A 23,009-nucleotide genomic window follows, 5' to 3' on the forward strand; every position below is an offset into this window, starting at 1 on the left:
CGAGAGCGAGGGATCCGGGCGGACCCGGCGACGATCCCTACGCGGTCTGCGGCTCCCCGATGTCGCCCTCGGTGATGGGCGCGCCGCAGACGACACAGCCCGTCTCGATCAGCGTCGCCCGCATCTCGTCGTCCACCTCGATCGAGCGGCGACACTCCGGGCAGACGAAAGTGTGCGTCCGTGGGCTCATACTCCCGAGTACGTCACCGACCCACATGAAGGATGGTTCGGATTTCGAACCCACAGGAATCCGACTGATCATGAGGATCGAAGGTGAAGGATCGCCCGACTGAGGGCCCGAATGACCGCCGGGCGGCTCTCCCGACCTAGTCGAGCAGCGTCGAGAGCAGCTTCCGCTGTGCGGCCGCCATGTGCTCCGAGAACGTCGACCGGTCGATGCCGAGCGACGCCGCGACCTCGCCGGCGTTGGCCCCCTTCGGGTGGTCGAAGTAGCCGGCGTCGTAGGCGGCGGTGAGCACCTCGCGCTGGCGCTCGGTCAGCTCGCTCCGGTCGACGGTGACCAGGTCCGACTCCTCGGGCGTCGACGACGACTGGAGCAGCCGCAACACCTGCATGTCGGCACAGGACTCGCGGAACTCGTCGAGCACGGAGCGGAGCGTCGGCAGGTCGGTCGCGTGGAAGGTGACGAGCAGGCGCCCGTCCCGGATCGTGGTCTCCGAGGCGGGGACGCCGTGCCGGTCGAGCACCGCGAACGGCGACGCCTCGACCCACGGCGCCTCGAACCGGTAGGCGGCCTTGGCGCCGTAGTCGAACACGACCTCGACGCCGTCGGGGACCGTGAGGTCCGCGTCGGCGATGAACTCGAGGACGACCGTCTCCGGGTCCTCGGTCGACGCGCTGCGCGCGACGCTGTAGATCGGCGTCGACCCGTCGACCACGCCGTCGAACGGGGCGGGCGCCGCCGTCGGAAGCGAGACCTCCGCCCTGATTCCGGATCCCATCTTAATTCAAGCAGGGAATCCGGGCCTTCAGGCCGGGAGGGAATGCGACACTGTACTGAGTGACCATTATTCGATAGCAGGGCCGGAATCTAACTCCCGTTGCGCATGGAGTAGCATCCCGCGCCACGTCAGCCCGTGACGCTTTTTTGTGTCTTTCAGACTCTCGTACTGTCCTTCGTCTACCTCGATGTTGATGTTCTTCACGTCTCATGGTTTATGGCCGATGGTGTTAAGTGTAACTAACACTATCGTAGCATTGTGTCCGAGGCGGTGACAAAGACGCTACAGGCCACGCTTGCAACGCCCACGACGGGCAAAGAGCAACGCCTACAGCGACTCTTGGACACCTATCGGGAAGCACTCCACGACGCCTTCGATAACCGGGCGGACACAATGTCTGCCGTCAACGACGTTGTGACCCCCTACGACCTGCCATATCAGGCCAAAGACGCGCTCAAATCCTACGTCTCGAAACTCCGCTCGACGTACAACGCCGAGGATTTAGACGACGAGCATCCACTTCGACTCGTTAATCGAGCCGCGAAATTCGACTACTCTGACGAGCGCAAACACGGCTTTGTGTGGCAGGTTCCGCAACCCGGACGCGGGACGAACTTCTGGATTCCACTTCGGATCAATCCCGAACAGGAATCGCTGTGGTTCGACCTGCTTAACGGAGACGCGAAGGCGGGTGAATTACGGCTACAGCGACACCGAACGTCGTGGGAGTTGCATGTCACCGTCAAATACTCGGTTGACAAACCGACCGACTCGGACAATGAGACGTACATCGGTTTCGACGTAGGCGAGAGCGCGTTGATAACGGGCTGTGCCCTCAAACGCGACGTACCACGGAAACCGATGCTCGTCAGCGGCAGTCGAGCACGACACCTCCGCAAAGAGATGTTCACTACGCTCCGGCGGCTCCAGTCGAGAGACGCCGCCGAATGGCGCGTGGACAAACGATTCGACCACTACCAAAACGCACTGACCGATATTGTCGAGAAAGCCTCTCGACAAGCCATCGAATACGCCCGTTCCTTCGAGAATCCGGTTATCGTTCTCGAAGACCTGTCGTATATCCGCGAGCAGCTGGACTACGGCAAGTGGATGAACCGACGCCTCCACTCGTGGGCGTTCGCTCGGCTACAGGGTCGGATCGAAGACAAAGCGACTGAAGCGGGAATTCGCGTCGAGTACGTCAACGCGGCGTACACCTCGCAGATCTGCCACGCTTGCGGTCATCTCGGTCGGCGGAGTCAACAAGCGGAGTTCGGTGTGTCCGCATGACGACTGCCACGTATCAGAGTTTCAAGCAGATATTAACGCGGCGGCGAACATCGCACGTCGCGTCAACCCGTGGGGAGAGAGCGTCCGTTGGGAACCCGGACACGATGACTCGCCACAGGACGGGAGCGCCCGTGACAGCGCCACAGTCCACCGAGAGAGGAGCGAGACACCCTCGTAGATGACGCTCTCGGCGCACTCGGACTGAAACCTGCCAAGCCAGATTCCCCTCGTAGGGGAAGCCCCGCCGGTCACGGCGGGGAGGATGTCACCTGCGTCCGTTCGTATTCTCCCCCCGGCAAAACGTTGACGCCGTCCGCGCGTCGGCGGGGACGGAGCGCGCGTCTTCGAAGGTCGCCGATCGGCGCTTCCTTATAAAGCACCCCACATATACAGGGCCGGTGTTGGGGAGGACGGAGCCGGTACCTACATCCATGAAGCGAAACGCGCCGCAGTCGACCGGACCGACGACCGCGACGGAAGGAGACGAGACCCTCGACGACACGTTCGAGGCGCTGGCGGACCCCGACTGCCGGGCGATCCTCGGGGCCGCCGACACCGCGATGACGACGAGCGAGCTGGCCGAGGCGTGCGACATCGCGCTCTCGACCGCGTACCGCAAGGTCGAGCGGCTCAGCGAGACGCCCCTGCTGGTCGAGGGCGTCCGCTTCGACCCCGACGGCGACCACGCAGCGGAGTACACGCGCGGCGCGACCGGCGCCGCCGTCGAGCTCGGCGAGGGCGGCGTCACGCTGACCGTCGACGACTCGGCGGCCGACCCGGTGAACGCCGCGTTCGACACCACCGGCGTCTCGGCCGACTGAGCGGCGAGAAATTTCTCACGTGATAATCGGGCGAGTAGCCTTATCAATCGCCTCGGAAAGCGGTACCCGTATGGCCGAGTCTCCGGATCCAGCCGTCCTCCTGGATCTCGCCGGAGACAAGATCGCCGTTCTCGACGAAGACGGGATCTACCGCCACCTCAACGCGTCCGTCGCCGACCTGCTCGGGTTTCGATCGGACGAGCTCGTCGGGACGGACGCTTTGGCGCGAGCGCACCCGGACGACGAAGAGTGGCTCCGAGAGACCTTCGCACGGGTCGTCGACGGGGAGCTGGGAGTCGTCGAGTCGCTGGAGTACCGGTACCGCACCGCCGACGACGAGTGGGTGTGGCTCCGGACGACGGTTCATCCGCCCGACGAGACGGGAATCGACGGCTACGTGATGACCTCGCGGGACATCACGGCCGAGGTCGAGTCCCGGCGGCGACTGGAGACGATCGCGTCCGTGTCGTCCGACGTGTTCTGGATGTTCTCGGCGGAGTGGGACGAGCTCCTGTTCGTCAACGACGCCGTCGAGGAGATCTTCGGCGTGTCGCCGGAGACGCTCGAACGGCGACCCCAGGGCTTTCTCGACGCGGTCCATCCCGACGACCGTCCGTACGTCGAGCGGGCGATGACGCGGCTCTCGAACGGGGAGTCGACGCTGATCGACTATCGGCTCGGCTCCGCCGACGGGACCACGAAGTGGGTCCGGGTGCCCGGCGAGCCGGTGATCGAAAACGGCGAAGTCGTCGCCGTCACGGGGTTCGCGCGCGACGTCACCGACGAGTACCGCCGCGAGCGACAGCTCGCCGTGATGGACAACCTCCTGCGGCACACGATCCGCAACGACATGAACATCGTCGACGGGACCGCGGAGCGCATCGCCGATTCCATCGACGCCGCGGACGCGGTCGACCCCGACGCCCTCGCCGAGCTCGGCGCGGACGTCCGGGAGCACGCGGAGACGATCCGCCGGGTCGCCTCCGACCTGCTGACGACCGCGGAGAAGCAGCGCGGCGTGATCGACCTGCTGCGACAGCGCGGGTCGCCCCGGACCGTCGAGGTCGCGCCCGTGGTCGAGGAGGCGCTCGGCATGGTCGTCGACGACTGCGGCGAGGCGATCGACGTCGCGTATCGCGACCCGATCGACGACGGGGACGCCGCGGAGACCGGTCCAGGAGACGGGGCCGACATCGGGGGCTGGATGGCCGACGAGGGAACGGCGGGCGAGGGGACGGCGGATGGCGACGCGGCACTCCCGCACGTGTCGGTCTCGTACCCGCCGAACGCGAGGGCGTTCACGCACCCGGAGCTGGACTACGCGATCGCGGAACTGGTCGAGAACGCCCTCGAACACGCGGAGTCGACGCCGCGGGTCCGGATCGACGTGTGCGAGACGGACGAGGCGGTCGAGGTGTCGATCCGCGATAACTGCCCGCCGATCCCGGTCGAGGAGCGGTACGTCATCACCGACCGGTGGGAGATGGACGACCTCCGTCACACCGGCGGCATGGGCCTGTGGCTCGTGTACTGGGTCGCCAACCGGTCGGGCGGCGACCTGACCTTCGACACCCACGCCGACGGGAACGTCGTGACCCTCTCCGTCCCGAACGCGAAGTGCGACGCGACCGACGGGGGCTCCCTCGGGGCGACTCCCTCGAACCGCCCGCTGACCGCGGGTGCGGAGGGATCGGGATTCCGGATGCGAACGGACGGGTCCGCGCCTTCGGACCCCGACCGCGGTGCGGAGCCCGAGGGCGGCGACGACGCGGACTGAACGGCGGGTCGGATCGCTCGGCGGCGCGAGAACGAGGGGAGATCCGAAACGTGAGAATGCGAGATGGAGTGTGTAGACGCCTCGCCGATCCTCAAGCGAGCCGGGAGCGATTCGAACGGTCGTTCATTAATATTCAGGAGATGAGAACGCTCCCGTCGATCTTAAGCCGTCGGTGCGTATACTCACGTACCGATGGGTACGCTCAACGAGTTGTTCGACCCGGACCGGGTCGCCGTCGTCGGCGCGACCGCCCGAGAGGGGGCCGTCGGGCGCGCCGTCACGTCGAATCTGCTCGACGACTTCGACGGCGACACCGTTCCGGTCAACCCGAACTACGACGAGGTGCTCGGGACGGCCTGCGTCGACGAGGTGGCCGACGCCGACGCCGACGTCGCCGTGATCGTCGTGCCGCCGTCGATCGTGTTGGACGCGATCGAGGCGTGCGGCGAGGCCGGCGTCCGGAACGTCGTCGTGATCACCGCCGGGTTCGGCGAGACGGGAGAGGACGGGGCCGCGAGGGAACGGCGCCTCGCGGAGCTAGCCGGCGAGTACGACCTGAACCTCGTCGGCCCCAACAGCCTGGGGATCATGTCGACGCCCTCGGGCATGAACGCGACGTTCGGCCCGGAGAACGCGCTCCCGGGCGGGCTCTCCTTTATGAGCCAGTCCGGCGCGTTCGTCACCGCGGTCCTCGACTGGGCCAACGACAACGGGATCGGCTTCAAGGACGTGGTCTCGCTGGGCAACAAGGCGGTCTTAGACGAGACCGACTTCGTCGACCACTGGGGCGACGACGAGGAGACCGACGTGATCATCGGCTACCTCGAGGGGATCGAGGAGGGCCGCGAGTTCATCGAGACCGCCCGCGAGACGACGCAGGACACTCCGATCGTCGCCGTGAAGTCCGGCCGGACGAGCGCGGGGGCGCAGGCCGCCTCCTCGCACACCGGCACGCTCGCCGGCTCCGACAAGGCGTACGAGGCCGGCCTCGATCAGGCGGGCGTCATCCGCGCCGAGTCGGTCGACGAGCTGTTCGACTCGGCGGGCATCCTCGGGAGCCAGCCGCTCCCCGACACCGACAGCGTCGCCATCGTCACCAACGCCGGCGGCCCCGGCGTGATGGCGACCGACGCGGTCGGCGACGCCGACCTCGACATGGCGTCGTTCACGGCCGAGACCACCGACGCCCTCGCCGAGTCGATGCCGGAGGAGGCGAACATCCACAACCCGGTCGACGTGATCGGCGACGCCGACGTGGAGCGGTTCCGCGAGGCCTTAGAGATCACCGTCGCCGACGACAACGTCGGCGCCGCCCTCGTGTTGGCCGCGCCGACCGCCACCATCGACTTCGACGAGCTCGCGGACGCGATCACCGGCGTGAGCGACGAGATGGACGCGCCCGTCGCCGCCTGCCTGATGGGCGGCGACCGGACGCGCGAGCCGAAACAGCGGCTCCAGTCGAAGGGGATCCCCTCCTACTTCGACCCCGCTCGCGGGATCGAGAGCCTCGCGACGCTCGCGGAGTACCGCGACATCAAGGAGCGAGAGTACGCTCCCCCCATGGAGTTCGACGTCGACCGCGAGCGCGCCCGGGAGATCCTCGGCACGGTGCGCGACCGCGACGACAACCGGCTCGGCGTCGAGGCGATGGAGCTGTTAGACGCCTACGGCATCCCCACTCCCGCCGGCGAGATCGTCGACTCGCCGGAGCGCGCCCGCGAGGTCGCCGCCGACATCGACGGCGGCGTGGTGATGAAGATCGTCTCGCCGGACATCCTCCACAAGTCCGACATCGGCGGCGTCGCCGTCGGCGTCGAGGACGGGGAGGTGGCCGACACCTACGAGGACCTGATCACGCGCGCGCGGAACTACCAGCCGGACGCGACCGTGCTCGGCGTCCAGGTCCAGGAGATGGTCGACTTAGACGACGGCGTCGAGACGATCGTCGGCATGAACCGCGACCCGCAGTTCGGCCCGCTTCTGATGTTCGGGCTCGGCGGCATCTTCGTGGAGGTGATGGAGGACACCACCTTCCGCGTCGCGCCCGTCTCCGAGCCGGAGGCCCGCGAGATGACCGAGGAGATCCAGTCGGCGCCGCTGCTACGGGGCGCCCGCGGCCGCGACCCGGTCGACGTCGACGCCGTCATCGAGACGATCGGCCGGCTCTCGCAGCTGGTCACCGACTTCCCGGCAATTCTCGAACTCGACATCAACCCGCTCGTCGCACTGCCCGACGCCGACGGCGGCACGAACGCCGCCGCCGTCGACGTGAGACTCACCGTCGACCCGGAGGAACTCGACACACTCGACTCGGAGGAACTCGACCAATGACAGACACCACCACGACACTCGTCACCGCGACCGGAGACAGCGCCGGAAAGACAGCGATCACCGTCGCCTTGGCGCGGCTCGCCGCCGACCGCGACCGCAGCGTCGGCTACATGAAGCCGAAGGGGACGCGGCTCCAGTCGAACGTCGGCAAGACGCTCGACCAGGACCCCATGCTCGCCCGCGAGGTGCTCGGCCTCGACGCCGAGATGCACCAGATGGAGCCCGTCGTCTACTCGCCGACCTTCGTGGAGGGCGCGATCCGCGGCACCGAGGACGCCGGTGCGCTCCGCGACCGGATCCGCGAGGAGTACGAGGAGCTCGCCGCCGACCGCGACCACATGTTCATCGAGGGGGGCGGGCGCTGGACCACCGGCGGCGTCGTCGACCTCACCGACGTGGACGTGGCGGAGCTGCTCGACGCGCGGGTCGTGCTGGTCGCCGGGTACGACTCCCCGAACGACCTCGACGAGGTGCTCGCGGCCGCCGACGCGTTCGGCGACCGACTCGCCGGCGTCGTGTTCAACAAGGTCTCGGACGACGCGTTCGAGTCGCTCGATCAGGACGGGATCCCGTTCCTCGAGTCGAAGGGGATCACCGTGTTCGGCGCCGTCCCGTCCGAGAAGGAGCTGGCCGGCGTCACCGTCGGCGAGCTCGCCGACGAGCTCGGTGCGGAGCTGCTCACCGACGCCCCGACCGACGGCTTCGTCGAGCGCTTCCTCGTCGGCGCGATGGGCGGCGACGAGGCGCTCCGCTACTTCCGACGCGCCCGCGACGCCGCCGTCATCACCGGCGGTGACCGCGCCGACGTGCAGACCGCGGCGCTCGAGGCCTCGGGCGTCGCCTGCCTCGTGTTGACCGGCGGTCACCGCCCCTCGGGCGCCGTGCTCGGGAAGGCGGCCGACGCCGGAAAGCCCGTCCTCGCGGTGAACACCGACACGGTCACCGCGATCGACCGCGCCGAGGGGATCGTCCGCGGCGGTCGCACCCGCGACGCGCGCACCGTCGACCGGATGGCGGAGCTGCTCGGCGCGCACGTCGACGTGGACGCGCTGGTCTGAGGCGGTGACCCGAGGCGGACCGGCCGCCGATCGGGGGGCACCCCCCTCGCGTCCCCCGTCGCGGGCGAACGTCTGACATACTGTTTTCAGTGAGGACGACGTAGGGCTCGTATGACCAGTCTCTCGGAGGCGTACGGCGGGCGGGGGCGCTCCGAGGTCGACCCGCGCCGACTGTACCTCGGTGTGGGCTCGTTCGTCGCCGGAACGCTGCTCCTCGTCGCCGGAATCCTCGTGGCCGCGGAGGTCGTCCTCCCGAGCGGCTACACCTCCGGCGAGGCGCGGCAGCTGGGCGGCGTGCTCGGCGGCGTGGGCGTCCCCCTCGTGTTGCTCGGCGTGATGACCGTCCTCCCGGCGGACCGCAACACCCGCGTCGCGGCGATCGTCGGCGCGGGCGTGATGTGTCTCGGCGTCGCGCTGTTCGCGTACGCGTACCCCGAGCGATGGGTCGGCGGCCCCCGCCCGGACCTCCCGAACCTCACCCTCCATACCGCGGGGCTGTACTTCGTCGGCGCCGCGACGACGCTGTGGAGCGTGTTCGTCGGCGTCGCCAACTTCAAGACCCGGAACGACCCCGGCGGCACCGTCACGATGCAGGTGACCCACAAGGGCGAGACGAAGGTGATCGAGGTCGACCGCGCCGATCTCAACCGCGGCGGCGGCGTCGGCCTGCTCGGCGGCACTCCCGACGGCAACGTGGAGACGCAGACGAACCGGCAGAGCGGCTCCGGGTCCGGTTCCGACTCGCGGTCCGGATCGAACTCGACCGGATCCTCCGGTTCCCCCGGCACCTCCAGTTCGAACGGGTCCGCCGGCGGATCGCGCTCGGCCGGGACGAGCCGGCCGGCCGGCGTGAGCGACGGCGGCGCGACCGAGACCGACATCCGGTCCCCGCTCGACGGAACGGGCGGCGGGACCGATCCCGACGGCCCGTCAGGTCCCGACGGGCCGGTCACCCCCGGCGTCTCGCCCGAGGCGCGCGACGGCCCGGGCGACACCTACTGCGGGAACTGCGCCCAGTTCGACTACGTGCGCACGGATCAGGGGATGCAGCCGTACTGCGGGCACCACGACGCGCTGATGGAGGACATGGACGCCTGCGAGGAGTGGACGCCGCGGTGACTCGGTCGGAAGCGGGCGCCTGAGTCGTCGCCTTTTCAAGCCGGATCCGCCGACGGGAGCTGCGACTCCGCGACCGCGAACGCGAGCGTGCTCAACACGGCGGTGAGCGTTCCCGCCGCGAGCGCCATCGCGAGGTCGGGGAGTCCGAGCGAGGTCACGCCCGGGGCCGCCGGCAGGAAGAACCCGGAGACGGCGTACAGCACGACCGCGATCGAGAGCACGTAGAAGGGCGCGTTGAGGTACCGCCACCGGAACCGACCCGCGAGGTACTCGTCGGTGATCTGGCCGAGGCTGGAGGTGATCCCGGCGACCGCGAGCCACTGGACGAACCCGTGGACGAACGCCGCGAGCGCGACGCCGACGGTGACGCCCCCGCCGCGGACGCCGCGGACGGTATCGATCGTCTCCATCCCCTGGACGCCGCCGACGACGATCAGCGCGAGCGCGACGACGTAGGTGACGAGCGTCACCCGCCCGGTGTAGAGCACGTTGCGGACGGACGCAGCCGCGCCGTCGACGGTGTCCTCCAGTCCGAGCCCGCGGAACAGCGAGTAGAGTCCGACGACCCCGGAGAGGATTCCGAGGACGGCCGCGCCGGCGACGTCGAACAGGTTGGCGACGACGACGAGCGGGTAGATCAGGAGGAGGACGCCGAGCGGCACCAGGATCGTGCCGCGGGTCTCCGGGTCCGCGAGCACCTGCTTGATCGTGTAGTAGAGCGACTCGAGGTCCTGCGCCTGCCGCACGACCACCCGGCGCATCCCGTCGATCGGCATCCGCGAGCGGATCACCGGGAGCACTGACTCGTCCTGTGCGCCGTCGGTGATGACGACCGCCGAGACCTCCTCGCCGGTCGACAGCTCCGCGAGCACGCGGTCGACCTCCTGTCCCACCGCGCGGTTCGCCTTCACGTCGGAGCCGTCGACGCCGGTGACCGCGGCGACCTCGACCGCCTCGCCGCCGGCCGCCAGCTCGTCGTAGACGTTGACGCCCTGAAACAGGACGTTCACGTCGGAGTCCTCCGGGTCGGCCGTCGCGAGCGCGACCGCGGCCTCGGTGACCTCGTCGGCGCCGATAACGGGGGTGGGGATCCCCGTCTTCCGGCCGAGGTCGTCGTCGAGGTCGACGCAGAGGACGAGCAGCATCGTACGAAGGTACGCGGGGGGTCGGCATATGTTTTCGGCTCGGCGCGACGCGTCGCAAATCCGCCGACCGCTTCGGCGTTTCCGTCAATTCTCGTCGCGCTCCGCTGGTTCTCGCCGGGTTCGTCAGTTCTCGTCGGACTGCTCGTGTTCGATCCCGTTCATCATGGCGCGGACGTTCTCGCCGTCGCCGAACGACGCCGGGTACGCGGCCAGCGGGACGACGTAGTCGTCGCCGGCCTCGACGGCGGACCCGACGTGGAACTCGAGCTCGACGCTCACGCCGGTTCCCCGGATCTCCCCGTCGGCCGAGTACACGACGACCTCCGCGTCCGAGCCGAGCACCTCCGTGGTGTACTCGGAGCCGCGTTCGAGGTCGCTGACGCCCTCGTACCGGTCCGCGATCAGCGCGGCGCGCTCGTCCGGGCTCATGTCGGCGACCGGATTGAACGTCTGGCCGAGGACCTCCACGCGCGGGGTCGCGAGCACGGAGAACACGGCCGCCTGGTAGCGCTCGCCGAACAGCTCAACCGCCTTGTCGTACTCGGCGACGGTGTTCGTCACCCGAACCTCTCGGGTCGAACCGGCCACCTCGAACTCGCGCGTGACGGTCTCTTCCGAGACCTCGTTGAGCTCGTAACCCGTCTCGGAGAGGGTCTCGTCGGCGACCGTCGCCGTGCCCGCGGCGAACTCGGCCGGCTCGCCGGTGGCGACGTCGAGCGCGGTACAGCCGGCGAGGCCGGCCGCGCCGACCGCGCCGCCGGCGGCGAGCGCGCGGCGGCGGGTGAACGCTCCGGTATCGGTCGTCTCGTCGGCGATCGGCTCTCTGCTCATACCCGTCGTCGCGCGGGCGGAGGTACATACTTTGTGATCGTTTCGGGGAACGGAAGCGATACGCGGCCCTGCGGACTCCCCGTGACAACGGATCACCCGGGAACGCGCGGTTCGGACGCTTTTTGAGGCCGCGGCCGGTAGAAGGGGGTAGATGATCTCCAAGGGCTGTGAACAGTGCGCCAAGGGCGGGAAGATGGTGCTTTTCGTCTACGGGTACTGCGACCAGCGGGACTGCTTCTACTGCCCCCTCGGAGAGAACCGGAAGAACGTCACCGACGTGTACGCCAACGAGCGGAAAGTCGAGTCCGACGAGGACGTAATCCAAGAGGCCAAGCGCATGAGCGCGCTCGGCACCTCGATCACCGGCGGCGAGCCGCAGGAGGCGATGGCGAAGACCTGCCGGTACCTCGAACTGCTGAAAGACGAGTTCGGCGAGGACCACCACACGCACCTCTACACCGGGATCACGGGCGGGCGCGAGAACATGCGCCGCCTCTCGGAGGCGGGGCTTGACGAGATCCGCTTCCACCCGCCGCTGGAGATGTGGGGCGACATGCACGGCACCGAGTGGGAGGAGATCCTCCACATCGCCCGCGAGGAGGGGCTCACGCCCGCCTTCGAGATCCCCGGCATCCGCGCGGAGCCGGAGTTCCTGGACTTTTTGGACGAGGGCGCCGCCGAGTTCTGTAACATCAACGAGTTCGAGATGTCCGACGGGAACTACCGCCGGATGCAGGAGGAGGGCTTCGAACTGCAGGAGGGTCACATGTCCGCCGTCGAGGGGTCGAAGGACGACGCGATCGTCTCCGAGATGGCGAGCCACGAGAAGGTGTACTTCTGTACGTCGGTGTTCAAGGACGCCGCCCAGCACCGGAACCGCCTGAAGCGGATGGCGAAGAACATCCGGCGCGAGTTCGACGAGGTGACCGACGACGGCACCCTCGTCTACGGGAAGGCGTTCGCCGACGCCGACCGCTTCGAGGCGCTCGGCGTCCCCGAGGAGTTCTACACCGTCAAGTCCGAGCACGTCGAGGTCGCGTGGTGGCTCCTCGAGGAGATGGTCGAGGACGGCGACTTAGCGGAGGGCGAGATCGTCGAGCAGTACCCGACCGTGAACGGCACGGTCGTCGAGCGCACGCCGGTCGCCTGAACAGACGTTTGAGGTCTGTTCGGGTCGGTTGTTCGGTGTTATAGGGCGACGTGTATTAGGGGCGAGTGACCACGCGATTTCGGTGCGGCGCGTGCCGGCGAGCGGCCGAAGGCCGCGAGCCGCACGCGCGAGGGAGTCGGCCGGCGCTTATAAGCGCCGGCCGACGAGGCTGGGGAGGCGTGAGGTGCCGTGCGGTGCGGTCGGGTGGGACTCAAAGGGGCAGCCGCGAGGCGGGCGCAGGCGTTCACGAGAGCGGAGCTCTCGTGAGCCAATCAGAACGCGGAGCGTTCTGATGACGACGTAAGCACTGCAGGGAGCGAGCATCGCGAGCGACTGAAGCGCGCAGCGAGCGTGCGCCCGCCTCGCGGCTGGGGCTTTGGAAGTGTCCACCGTCGATCCGCGATCAACTACGTATGGCCGAGCGGTTAGAGCTTTGCAGTCGTCCACAGCCTTTCAGCCGTCAACGCGGGGCGTCGCCGACACTGACGCTTCGTCGATGTGTCGCGCTATCGACTACCACACTTATGAAGGATCGACGCGTAGAGCCGCGCATGGCCTCCGAAGACCCCGTATTCGCCGACGTGAGCATCGGACAGGCGGTGTACGACGAGGACGGCGAGAAGCTCGGGTCGGTTCGCGGCGTCGACGACGACGGCTTCTACGTCTCGTCGCCCTCCGGTTCGGAGCCGCTGACGCTCACGGACGCCCGCGACGTGTTCGGCACCGCCTACGTGATGTGGCGCTGTTGGGAGTGCGGCGAGATGGGCGAGATCGGGAAGGAGCTCCCCGCGAACTGCCCGAACTGCGACGCGCCCCGCGAGGAGCTGTACTACTGGGCCGAGGACTGATCGGGAATCGGCGTCGTAGCCGGAGAGGCGGTCGTTTTTATGCGATCGGTGGCGTTGTAACTACGTCCGAAGACCCAGCCGTTCGGCTGTACGAGGCTGTTCTTGCTTAGAAACCGCCGATCGACACGAACGCTCCCGAAGCCCCAGCCGCGAGGCGCAAAGCGCCTCTGGCAGCGAGGGACACTGTCCCTCGGGCAACCGGGCGAAGCCCGGTGACAGCCGGCGGCGGAGCCGCCGGCGACTGCCCCTTCGAGTCCCGCCCCGCACCGCCCCGCACAGCACCTCACGCCTCCCCAGCCTCGCGGCTCCCTCCGCGTCGCTCCGGTCGCCGCGTCCCTCGCGGGCGGTTCGCGCCCGAAGGGCGCGAACCGGCGCGCCACCGCCTCGATCGCTTAAAAGGGTCGCTATCCGGCGTCGACGAAGTCGCCGAGGTTCGCCTGCAGTCCGGCCGCCATCGTCGACTTCCGCCGCAGGCGACCCAACGGGACCGGGAGGTGCTCGGCGACGCCGCGGACCGCCTCCCCGAACGTCTCGGCCGTGCCGCGCTCGCCTTCGAAGGCGTTCCGGACCGCCTCGCGCACCTGCCAGACGCCGACGGGGCCCCAGTAGTCGTCGGAGACGTGGCGTAAGACGAGCGCCTTCGCCTGTCGCCCGCGGTCGTCGAGGTGCTCCAGAACTCCCAGCCGGGACGCGTAGTAGGCGCCCGCGGTCTCCTCGACGTAGCCGGTCCGGCCCTCGCGGCCCTCGCTCGCGGCCGCGAGGTAGACGCCCGCCTCGGGGTCGGGGTTCCAGATCGAGCCGGGCGACTTCATCTCGACGAGCTCGTACTCCCACCGTCCCGGCACGAGAATCACCCAGAAGGCGTTGCCGAGGTACTCGTTCCGGTGGACCTCGATCCGGTCGACCGTCGGGTTGTCGCGGATCGACCCACGGAGGAACTGCCCGACCGTGTCGTCGACCGCCGTGATCGACCAGCGCGTCGGGACGAGCCGTCGGTTCTCCCCTCGCCCGAGCGCGCCCGCGGAGAGGATCGTGTTTATCTCGTACACGTCGAACCCGCGCCGGTAGAGGTACGTCATGGCCCCCTCGGCACGCCAGTCGTCGTCCTCGAGCGTCTTCTTCACCGGGCGGGGGACGTGCGGGTTCTCGCCCAAGTCGGCGGTCCGGGCCGCAGCGCGCGGGCCGGTCGGCGTCTTGATGTCCTCCGCGCCGATCTCGAAGTCGAGGTCGGGAGTGCCGTCGAGTCCGATCTCCACGTCGACCGGGCGGTCCGCGATCGCGACCTCGCGTTGAACGCCGAGCCAGCCGTTCCACGCGTCGTGGACGCTCTCGGCCGGGCCGTCACCACCGACCGACTTCACTCCGCCGGTCGCGCCGGCGTCCGCCACGTCGACGCCGCGCGTCGAGTTGAGCAGGCTCGTCCGCCGGTCGAACACGTCGGCGATGGAGACGCCCTCGTCGTACCACGCCGCGGAGGTCTCGAAGCTCGCGGCGCGCTCCTCGCGACCGACCGGCGAGAGCAGCCCGGTCGAGACGTTGGGGTAGTTCGAGCGCCCGACGAAGATGGAGGGCGAGACGCTGCCGACCACGGCGTCGTCGGAGACGTGCTCCTCGAAGCGCCGCTCGAAGGAGTCGAGGTAGTCGAGAATCCCGTAGTCCTTCTCGGCGGCGAGGCGCCGCCGCTCGGCGCGCTCGTTCGCCTCGAACTCGATGAACTCGTCGAGCCGCATTCGGATCGGAGTTGGCGGCGCGGCGGCTTGAACGTTGCTGGCGAGCGCGACGACGAAGAGAAGATACAACGAGGAGACGGAGCCGCCGCCGACGCCTAGCTGTGGATCCCCATCGCTTCGATCTGCTCTTGGTACCGGTTGCGGATGGTGACCTCGGTGACCTGCGCGACGTCGGCGACCTCGCGCTGGGTCTTCTTCTCGTTACACAGCAGGGAGGCGGCGTAGATCGCGGCGGCCGCGTATCCGGTGGGGGATTTCCCGGAGAGCAGTCCCTTCTCGGCGGTCGTCTCGATGATCTCGTTGGCCTTCGACTGCACCTCCTCGCTCAGTTCGAGCTCGGAGGAGAAGCGGGGGACGTACTTCTTCGGGTCTACCGGGCGCATCTCTAAGCCGAGCTCTTGGGAGATGTAGCGGTACGTGCGCCCGATCTCCTTGCGCTCGACCCGAGACACGTCGGAGATCTCCTCCAGCGAGCGCGGGATTCCCTCCTTGCGACAGGCGGCGTAGAGGGCGGCGGTGGAGACGCCCTCGATCGAGCGCCCGCGGATGAGGTCCTCGTTGAGCGCGCGTCGGTAGATGACCGAGGCGACCTCGCGTACCGATCGGGGGACGCCGAGGGCGCTCGCCATGCGGTCGATCTCCGAGAGCGCGAACTGGAGGTTGCGCTCGCCGGCGTCCTTTGTCCGAATGCGCTCCTGCCATTTCCGCAGGCGGTGCATCTGTGACCGCTTTTTCGAGGAAATAGAGCGCCCGTAGGCGTCCTTGTCCTTCCAGTCGATCGTCGTCGTCAGCCCCTTGTCGTGCATCGTCTTCGTCGTCGGGGCGCCGACGCGCGACTTCGACTGCCGCTCCGAGTGGTTGAACGCGCGCCACTCCGGGCCGGGATCGATCTGCTCCTCCTCGATGATGATCCCCGTCTCCTCGTGTATCAGCTCCCCGTCGGCCGTCCGGGTGAGCTCCTCCGGGTCGAAGTCCTCGGGGTCCAACTCGTCGGCGTCGACCCCCTCGACCCCCTCGGCGTCGGTTTCAGTCTCGTCGGCGTCCTCGTCCCGCACACGCTGCCGGTCGTGATCCCGTTGCCGGGTTGGCCGTGTCATCGCATTTATATACTATCCAAACGAATTAACTTAAAAGTTCGTGGGAATTGCGGTTTGTGACGCCTAAATTCTTCTTGATATAAACAGCCAGCGGCGAGATCGACTCGCCGACGCGGCCACCTCGTCGGCCGTTCCGCACATGTTCGGCACCGCGGATCGGCGCGGCGGACGGACAGCCCTTTGTCCCGCGAGCGCGGACCCCGATCGAATGCCGACGATCGACTGCGACCCGACGACCGCGCGCTCTCGGTTGGCGGACGCCGGCGTCCGGATCGAGGAGGGGAACACCGCCCACGAGCGGTGGCGCGCCGAGCGGGAGGGCGCCGTCGCCGTCGCGTACGACGACAAGGTCGTCGTGCAGGGGAGCGATCCGACCCGCCTGACGGCCCTCATGAGCGAGGGCGGCGGACGCGCGCACGTGTACTTCGACGGCGCCTCGCGCGGGAATCCCGGCCCGGCCGGGGTCGGCTGGTGTCTGGTCACCTCGGACGGGATCGTCGCCGAGGGCGGCGAGCGGATCGGCCGCGCCACCAACAACCAGGCCGAGTACGCCGCGCTGATCCGGGCGCTGGAGGCCGCCGACGAGTACGGGTTCGACGAGATCGACGTGCGCGGCGACTCCCAGCTGATCGTCAAGCAGGTGCGCGGCGAGTGGGACGCCAACGACCCGGAGCTCCGAGAGAAGCGAGTCCGCGTTCGGGAGCTGTTGGAGCGGTTCGACCGGTGGTCGATCGGCCACGTTCCGCGAGAGATAAACGAACGCGCCGACGATCTGGCGAACGAGGCACTCGATGACGCGAACTGACGACGAACCACCGGAGTGGGCGAAGGAACGGGCGCGCGAAGTGATGGCGGCGGAAGAATCGGGCGAAGACGGGGAGACGGGAGGAGCCGACGACGACGGCACAGAGGGCGCCGACGACGACCGCGTCCCCGACGTGCCGGCCGAGACCGTCGACGAGGCGGAGCGGCTCACCCGGCTCGCTCGGCAGACCGAGGACGAGGCGGCCGCCGAGTTCTACCGCGATCGCCGCGACGAGCTGGTCGAGAGCCACGACTACGTCCCGCGGCTCCGCGAGGAGGACGACACGCTCGTGTTGTACCCCGACGAGTGGATGGACGACGGGACGGTGCAGCTCGACCGGATCGAGACAACCGACCGGGCCGTCGAGGTGTCGCTGTCGGGACCGGGCGACGCCGACCGCTACCGCGAGGTCGCCGCGTACAACGACGCGGTCGCCGACGCGGTCGCCGACGCGCACGGCGAGCCGCACGCCGAGACCGCCCGGAGCTTCGCGGCGTTCATGAGCAACCACTACGTGCGCGCGGTGGACGACGCAGCCCCCAACGTGCGCGCGGAGTTCCGCGAGGAGTACTTCCCGCGGAACGGCTGGCCGAGCGACGAGCAGCTGGCCGTCGTCGACGAGTCGCTGGACCTGATCGAGTCGGTCGCGGCGGACGTGGACGGTCCCGAGGAGTCGTGAGGGAGGCGATCGGAGGTCGATAGGGCCGACGCTCGCCGATCGAGCGTGCGCGGCTTTCGCCGCGCGCGTGTGCCAAAAGTGTCGGTTACCGCGCGAGACCTCCACGAGGCGGTCGCCGTTACTCGCCGAGCAGCGCACGGACCTCGTCCGCGCGCTCCTCGTCGGTGGCGAACCGGTCGAGGACCCACTCCAACTGGCCGAGAACGGCGTCGTGTCCCGCCTCGGTGAGCTCGTACTGGTTGGTCCGCTTGTCCAGCTCGCTCTTCTCGACGAGCCCGTCCTCGACGAGGTCGTCGAGGTTCGGGTAGAGCCGCCCGTGGTTCACCTCGGAGCCGTAGTACGACTCCAGCTCGCGTTTGATCGCGAGCCCGTACATGGGCTCTTCCGCGAGGATCGCGAGGATATTCTGCTGGAACGCCGTCAGGTCCGCCGCCGTCCGCGTCGTCGAGTCGTCGGTAACTGATTGTGCCTCTGACATAGCTTGATGAAGGTAACCCGAACTTATAACCTTTCTCAAGGTTCACGAACGTTTTAATGCTTCATCGCCCGTGGAACCAGTGATTCGTGCCGATATCTATGGGAGGAGCGTCGAGCGCTCCGATTTGTCGCTATCTCGCTATCGAGTGATCTGCCATCGTAAACGCGGATACACGACAATTCGTCGACGGAATCGGGCCGTTTGTATACGATAAGTCACCCGTGGTAGCGGTGTATCTCGCCGGAAACAACGTGTCTCACGGGAAACATACGGCGTTGTGGGGGGCGATATCGACCCGTAGAGCGCGGTTTTGAGCCGTGTAGTGTCGTATTCCTCCCACAACGTGCGGCGTTCGGTCGAGACAGGGAGATCCACGCCCGAAAGCCGTGAAGGAGGGAGACCGACGACGGGAGTCACGGCGAGAACCCGAAAGGACTTTGCGACCGATGGACGGAGTACGCCGTACATGGCCAACCTCTGGGAAGATCTCGAGACGGGACCGAACGCGCCGGACGAGATCTACGCAGTCGTCGAGTGTCTCAAAGGCGAGCGGAACAAGTACGAGTACGACAAGGACATCCCCGGCGTCGTCCTCGACCGCGTGCTCCACTCGAACGTCCACTACCCGTACGACTACGGCTTCATCCCGCAGTCGTACTACGACGACGAGGACCCGTTCGACGTGATGGTGCTCGTCGAGGACCAGACGTTCCCCGGCTGCGTGATCGAAGCCCGTCCCGTCGCGCTGATGAAGATGGACGACGACGGCGAGCAGGACGACAAGGTGATCGCGGTGCCGACCGAGGACCCGCGGTTCGACCACATCGACGGCCTCGAAGACATCCCCCAGCAGACGCTCGACGAGATTGACGAGTTCTTCTCGACGTACAAGAACCTCGAAGCGGGCAAGGAGGTCGAGACCCTCGGGTGGGAAGACAAGCAGGCCGCCAAGGACGCGATCGAACACGCGCAGGACCTCTACGACGAGGAGTTCCGGTAGATCGACTGCGGGTCGGACGGCTCCGACTCGCCGCGATCCATAACCGTTGGGCATACCTACCCGCGCCGGGCATACGTTATGCCCATGGGTAATTTTTAGAGGGTGGACCGGGTACGCGTAGGTAGAGCCATGAGCGCACACAGCCAGCCGTCCGTCGGCATCGACCACCCGACGGTCGTCCCCGCCAACTTCGATCCCGAAGACGATCTCGACGAGGCGCCCGACGGTGAGGAAGAGGCGTAGCTGACCCGACTAAGCGTTCTCGACGACCCCGGAGAGACACTGCGCTTCGGAGACGAACGACTCGAACCGGTCGTTGACCCACTCGATCACCGCTTGGTCCGTCGATTCGAGCACGCATCGTGGGTTGTTTCTGCGGTCGTAGGCGGTCACGCACGCGACGTCGTCGTACCGGAAGAGCCCGTATTCGATCGGCTCCGGGGAGACGTACACCTTCGCGCGGTCGTCGTGAAGCGCCCGGTCGGTCGCCGGGCCGAACTCCGCGATCGACTCCTCGACCACGTCGCGGTCGATGACGAGTTCGATCTCGGCGCCCGCGTCGATCGCCTCCGCCGCCGCGTCGTTGAACTGCTGGATGACGACGGGCGAGACGGCGAATATCTCCGAGCCGCCCCCCTCGCGCAGCAGTTCGGTGAGCCGATCGACGGCGGCGAGGGGGTTCCGGTCGGCCGCGACGGTCAGCTCCCCGGCGTCGATCGCCGAGGGCGGGAAGTCGGCGCCGACGCGCTCGAGGTCGGCGGCGAACTGCCCGTACCGGTCCGCGACCTCGACCTCGTCGAGCAGCGCCTCGTACGCGTCGTGGACCCGCTTCCCGGTCGGCGTCACGCGGTAGGCGGCGTCGCGCTTGACGACCCAGTCCCGCTCGCCGAACCCGGAGAGGATGCGCTGAACCGTCGTCCGCGTCGCGTCGACCGCGGCCGTGAGGTCCGCCGGACGGCGGGGTTCCTCTCGGATCGCTCGGAGCATCGCGACCCGGACGGGTGACCCGGCGAGGTACTGTGCGCCGTCGTGTCCGTCGTCGGCCGTCATCCTGTGATCCCCGTGTACGGACACCGAACGGTTAACAATACCGCGTTATCCTGTGACGGAGCGATGATGAACGGCGTCGAACTGGCCCGCGACCCGCTCACGGTCGGTACCGGAACGAGACGACGGTGCCGATGGTGTCCTCGCCGTCGATGGCCTCGGTGGCGACGGTCGCGGCGACGACCGCGTCCGCGCCGAGCGCCTCCTCGATCACCGCGGTGAGCGCGTCGGGGTCGGCGCCCTGCTGGAGCACCGGCACCCGGACCTGTCGCCGGTTGACGGCGACGTCGCCGAGGTCGTAGTCGGTGTGCTCGAACGCGTCGCGGATCGCGGCGTGAACGTCGGTCATGGCACCACCTCGGCCGGGGAGGCTGAAAAAACGGTGGGGGAGAGCCCGAAACCGGCTTCACGATGCGGGTCGTAAACCTGGACGGAGAAACGGACCAAGTAGCGTCTCGAAACGGAGCATTAATTTATTATTTATTTAGTATTCAAATATCTGAGAACGGTTGGCGCAAAACGGGTTCGATGTTAATATCACGCGATATCTTGTGTAATATGCACGAAAGTGTTGCAGACTACGTGGCAGAGCACCCGAAGATGGCCGGCGTCCTGTTCACCGCGCTCCTTCTGCTGACGCAGGCGGCTCCCGCGGCGGCGAACATTGCTGGCGCAAACCCGGGCCCTTAATCAAATTTTAGATTTTCACTCCAAACAAGTTCGTCATTATAGAAAACCGGTACTAGCTCCAAGTCGAGGAGATCAGACAGTTCTCCTTTGTGTACGTCCTTGTGCTCGAATTTCTCCGGGACATAATAATTAGAGTTGGCTACATCCAAATTAAGCCACGCAAGAGATCCCACTCCATGGTTTCTATTTGGGAAAAATTGTGCTGATAAGTCCCATTTCGAATTATCTTTTTTTGATGCATTGCACACAACTGCGATTCCGCTGCGGCTCTGACAGATCGTCGTCCCCCCGTCACCAACCACGATGTACTGGTGGCCGGTGATCAGCTCCCGCTTGGCGACGTGGAGCGCGGTGCGCAGGTTGAATCCGCTGTTCATCAGGCGGGCGACGATGCGACCGAGCTGGGTCGCCGGCGAGTTCGCCACGTCGGAGAGGGTGACGATACCTCCGCGGGAGCCGCGGTGGACGAGGGCCTCGCCCTGCTGGTAGGACTGGCAGGCGTTGAGCAGGAAGGCGCTGACGCCGACGTCGAGGTCCTCAGTAGTGAGGTCAAGATAGCTATCATCACACTGCATCCCGCGGTCGTCGACGTGGCCGATGTAGTGGAGGAAGTCCACGTCGGACCGTAGGGCCTCGCGCATCTCCTCGCGGGTGAGGTCGTGGCGAACCTCGATGTCGAACTGGACCATGTCGCGGAGGCCGTACAGGTCCGCGACCTCCCCCTCCTCGCGCATCTGCTCGTCGTTGCAGACGACGAGGACGGAGATCCGCGACTGCTCGACCGCGCCGGCCTCCAACCGACGGTGGTACGCGTCGAGGGTGGCCTTGTTGGCGTCGAGCGGGACGCCGGCGCCGACCCACGCGTGCTCGACGGTGTCGACGGGCTCGGGCCGCACGAAGTCGGCGTCGGTCGGCACCGCGCCGCGCTCCGCCGAGGCGTCGGCACCGCGGGTGGGTTCGGTCCCGGCGGCGCCGCCCCGGACGAACTCGTCCGGACCGAGGGGTGCCTCGTTAGCCTGGGGCCCACGGAAGAACCCGACCCCGTCGCCCTCGCCGGCCGTCGCGGGGGTAACCGTCTCCGGCGACCGGACGATCGACAGCTCGCCGGCCACGAACGGGAGCATCTCCACGTTCTCGGGGTCGGGGCGCACGTCGGTCGTCAGCGTCCACTGGGGGAGCTCCGGCTCGACGCGCTCGAAGGCGACCGCGAGGTACTCGCCGAGCCGCTCCGTGAGCGGGAGGCCGTACAGCCGGCCCCAGTCGAGGTCGAGGTCGGTGGCCTCGCGCTCGTGGAGGTCGACCGGGTAAAAGCCCTCCGTGCGCGCGAGGCAGTCGAAGTGGAACGCCTGCCGGAGCACCTCGGCGGTCCGACGTTCGAATTCGGGCTCTAGGGGATGGGTCCAGCCGTCTCCCTCGATTCGGGGCGCGTCGCCCGGGACCACGTCGGCAGCGAAGTAGTACGCCAGCGATACCACCGGGTAGAGGTAGCGGTACTCCGGGGGGACGACGATCCGAATCCCGGAGTCGAGCGGCTCGACCCGATCGGGGACGCGGAGCTCTTCGCCCGGCTCGATCAGCGGCGGGTGCCCGCGGAGGGTGGGGAAGGAGCGCTCCGGGCTCGTCGTCTGAAGCGCGGAGCCGAGCAGGGAGACCGCGTCCATCAGCGACTCGGGGTCGGTCGGCGTCTCGATCGTCCCCGCCGGCACCTGGTGGAGCGACCGGAACCCGAGCGTCACCTCGGCGGGGGCGTCGAGGTCGATCCGAGTCGTCCGCTCCGTCGTCGACACGGAGAAGGGCGACGCGAACGCGAGGTACAGCTTCGTCGGCGCGGGGTCGATGCCGACGTGGTACGTCCCCGCCGGCATCGCGTAGGAGTCGCCGCGGGTGAGCAGCGTCCCGTCGCCGGAGCGGGTCTCCACGACCGCGACGCGGGGGATCTCGACGGATCCGGTCTCGACGGTCACGCTCGCGTCGACCGGGAAGTAGTGGGCGTCCTCGGGGCTCGCGGTCGGCTCGACCGGTCGGTCGGTGTACACCTCGAACTGCGTGTTCTCGATGTGGTCCGTGACGGTGAGTCCGGCCGCGTCGGACAGCGGGTCGATGTCGATACTCATGAGGGGGACCGCGTTCGGTCGGCGTCGGGGTAGTCGC

Annotated in this window: 20 protein-coding genes and 1 pseudogene; 11 read left to right on the forward strand and 10 right to left on the reverse strand. The window is 67.8% G+C overall.

The features are described from left to right. Positions 1-37: 37 nt before the first annotated feature. Together EDM04_RS18405 and EDM04_RS03285 are read right to left on the reverse strand one after the other, a co-directional pair. Positions 38-190, reverse strand: a complete 153-nt coding sequence (locus EDM04_RS18405) for a hypothetical protein (RefSeq protein WP_164471077.1) — start codon at positions 188-190, stop codon at positions 38-40. Positions 191-326: 136 nt separating this feature from the next. Next, positions 327-962 (reverse strand): helix-turn-helix domain-containing protein, encoded by a 636-nt coding sequence (locus tag EDM04_RS03285; protein ID WP_123619734.1) that lies wholly within the window; start codon positions 960-962, stop codon positions 327-329. Positions 963-1,220: 258 nt separating this feature from the next. On the opposite strand from EDM04_RS03285, the pseudogene EDM04_RS03290 reads away from it, so the two are divergent. From EDM04_RS03290 to EDM04_RS03315, 6 genes and pseudogenes are all read left to right on the forward strand, one after another. Continuing rightward, positions 1,221-2,430: pseudogene (locus EDM04_RS03290) on the forward strand (RNA-guided endonuclease TnpB family protein). Positions 2,431-2,683: 253 nt separating this feature from the next. Then, positions 2,684-3,073, forward strand: coding sequence for a helix-turn-helix domain-containing protein (locus EDM04_RS03295; RefSeq protein ID WP_123619735.1), 390 nt, complete (start codon positions 2,684-2,686; stop codon positions 3,071-3,073). Positions 3,074-3,143: 70 nt separating this feature from the next. Continuing rightward, a complete protein-coding gene (locus EDM04_RS03300) occupies positions 3,144-4,850 on the forward strand; it encodes a PAS domain-containing protein (protein WP_123619736.1) in 1,707 nt (568 codons plus the stop codon). Between the two features lie 192 nt (positions 4,851-5,042). Further along, a complete protein-coding gene (locus tag EDM04_RS03305) occupies positions 5,043-7,181 on the forward strand; it encodes an acetate--CoA ligase family protein (protein WP_123619737.1) in 2,139 nt (712 codons plus the stop codon). Next, positions 7,178-8,239 (forward strand): phosphotransacetylase family protein, encoded by a 1,062-nt coding sequence (locus EDM04_RS03310; RefSeq protein WP_123619738.1) that lies wholly within the window; start codon positions 7,178-7,180, stop codon positions 8,237-8,239. The genes EDM04_RS03305 and EDM04_RS03310 overlap by 4 nt, the downstream gene beginning before the upstream one ends. Positions 8,240-8,350: 111 nt before the next feature. Beyond that, positions 8,351-9,358, forward strand: coding sequence for a hypothetical protein (locus EDM04_RS03315; RefSeq protein ID WP_123619739.1), 1,008 nt, complete (start codon positions 8,351-8,353; stop codon positions 9,356-9,358). Between the two features lie 35 nt (positions 9,359-9,393). Here the strand turns inward: EDM04_RS03315 and EDM04_RS03320 are convergent, their stop codons facing one another. After that, positions 9,394-10,503, reverse strand: a complete 1,110-nt coding sequence (locus tag EDM04_RS03320; RefSeq protein WP_123619740.1) for a DUF373 family protein — start codon at positions 10,501-10,503, stop codon at positions 9,394-9,396. A gap of 123 nt (positions 10,504-10,626) precedes the next feature. Further along, positions 10,627-11,334: a DUF6517 family protein gene (locus tag EDM04_RS03325; RefSeq protein WP_123619741.1), complete on the reverse strand. Its 708-nt coding sequence runs from the start codon at positions 11,332-11,334 to the stop codon at positions 10,627-10,629. A 151-nt stretch (positions 11,335-11,485) separates the two neighbouring features. Here EDM04_RS03325 and EDM04_RS03330 point away from each other — a divergent pair, with 151 nt between their 5' ends. Then, entirely contained in the window at positions 11,486-12,484 is a 999-nt protein-coding gene (locus EDM04_RS03330) for a radical SAM protein (RefSeq protein ID WP_123619742.1), read from the forward strand. Positions 12,485-13,035: 551 nt separating this feature from the next. After that, positions 13,036-13,332 (forward strand): hypothetical protein, encoded by a 297-nt coding sequence (locus EDM04_RS03335; protein ID WP_123619743.1) that lies wholly within the window; start codon positions 13,036-13,038, stop codon positions 13,330-13,332. A gap of 404 nt (positions 13,333-13,736) precedes the next feature. Here EDM04_RS03335 and nreA read toward each other — a convergent pair whose 3' ends face one another. Both nreA and EDM04_RS03345 read right to left on the reverse strand, forming a co-directional pair. Next, positions 13,737-15,062, reverse strand: a complete 1,326-nt coding sequence (gene nreA, locus EDM04_RS03340; protein WP_123619744.1) for a DNA repair protein NreA — start codon at positions 15,060-15,062, stop codon at positions 13,737-13,739. Between the two features lie 95 nt (positions 15,063-15,157). Continuing rightward, positions 15,158-16,159 carry a transcription initiation factor IIB family protein gene (locus EDM04_RS03345; RefSeq protein WP_123619745.1) on the reverse strand — a complete coding sequence of 334 codons (1,002 nt, stop codon included), beginning with the start codon at positions 16,157-16,159 and terminating at the stop codon, positions 15,158-15,160. A 208-nt stretch (positions 16,160-16,367) separates the two neighbouring features. Between EDM04_RS03345 and rnhA the strand changes: the two genes are divergently transcribed. Beyond that, on the forward strand, positions 16,368-16,964 hold the full coding sequence (gene rnhA / locus EDM04_RS03350) for a ribonuclease HI (RefSeq protein ID WP_123619746.1): 597 nt from the start codon (positions 16,368-16,370) through the stop codon (positions 16,962-16,964). Continuing rightward, positions 16,951-17,643, forward strand: a complete 693-nt coding sequence (locus EDM04_RS03355) for a hypothetical protein (RefSeq protein WP_123619747.1) — start codon at positions 16,951-16,953, stop codon at positions 17,641-17,643. The genes rnhA and EDM04_RS03355 overlap by 14 nt, the downstream gene beginning before the upstream one ends. Before the next feature lie 118 nt (positions 17,644-17,761). On the opposite strand, the gene EDM04_RS03360 is transcribed toward EDM04_RS03355, so the two are convergent. Continuing rightward, positions 17,762-18,121 carry a PadR family transcriptional regulator gene (locus tag EDM04_RS03360; protein ID WP_123619748.1) on the reverse strand — a complete coding sequence of 120 codons (360 nt, stop codon included), beginning with the start codon at positions 18,119-18,121 and terminating at the stop codon, positions 17,762-17,764. A 466-nt stretch (positions 18,122-18,587) separates the two neighbouring features. Here EDM04_RS03360 and EDM04_RS03365 point away from each other — a divergent pair, with 466 nt between their 5' ends. Further along, positions 18,588-19,121, forward strand: a complete 534-nt coding sequence (locus EDM04_RS03365; RefSeq protein ID WP_123619749.1) for an inorganic diphosphatase — start codon at positions 18,588-18,590, stop codon at positions 19,119-19,121. Positions 19,122-19,373: 252 nt separating this feature from the next. Here the strand turns inward: EDM04_RS03365 and EDM04_RS03370 are convergent, their stop codons facing one another. The 3 genes from EDM04_RS03370 to EDM04_RS03380 all read right to left on the reverse strand — a co-directional run bounded on the left by EDM04_RS03370 (position 19,374) and on the right by EDM04_RS03380 (position 22,972). Beyond that, positions 19,374-20,171 carry a winged helix-turn-helix domain-containing protein gene (locus tag EDM04_RS03370; RefSeq protein WP_123619750.1) on the reverse strand — a complete coding sequence of 266 codons (798 nt, stop codon included), beginning with the start codon at positions 20,169-20,171 and terminating at the stop codon, positions 19,374-19,376. 97 nt (positions 20,172-20,268) lie between these two features. Beyond that, positions 20,269-20,517: a hypothetical protein gene (locus EDM04_RS03375; RefSeq protein WP_123619751.1), complete on the reverse strand. Its 249-nt coding sequence runs from the start codon at positions 20,515-20,517 to the stop codon at positions 20,269-20,271. Positions 20,518-20,854: 337 nt separating this feature from the next. Further along, complete coding sequence (locus tag EDM04_RS03380; protein WP_123619752.1) at positions 20,855-22,972, reverse strand: caspase family protein; 2,118 nt, start codon at positions 22,970-22,972, stop codon at positions 20,855-20,857. Positions 22,973-23,009 lie beyond the last annotated feature (37 nt).

It is taken from the genome of Halorubrum sp. CSM-61, assembly GCF_003781945.1.
Taxonomy (GTDB): Archaea; Halobacteriota; Halobacteria; order Halobacteriales; family Haloferacaceae; genus Halorubrum.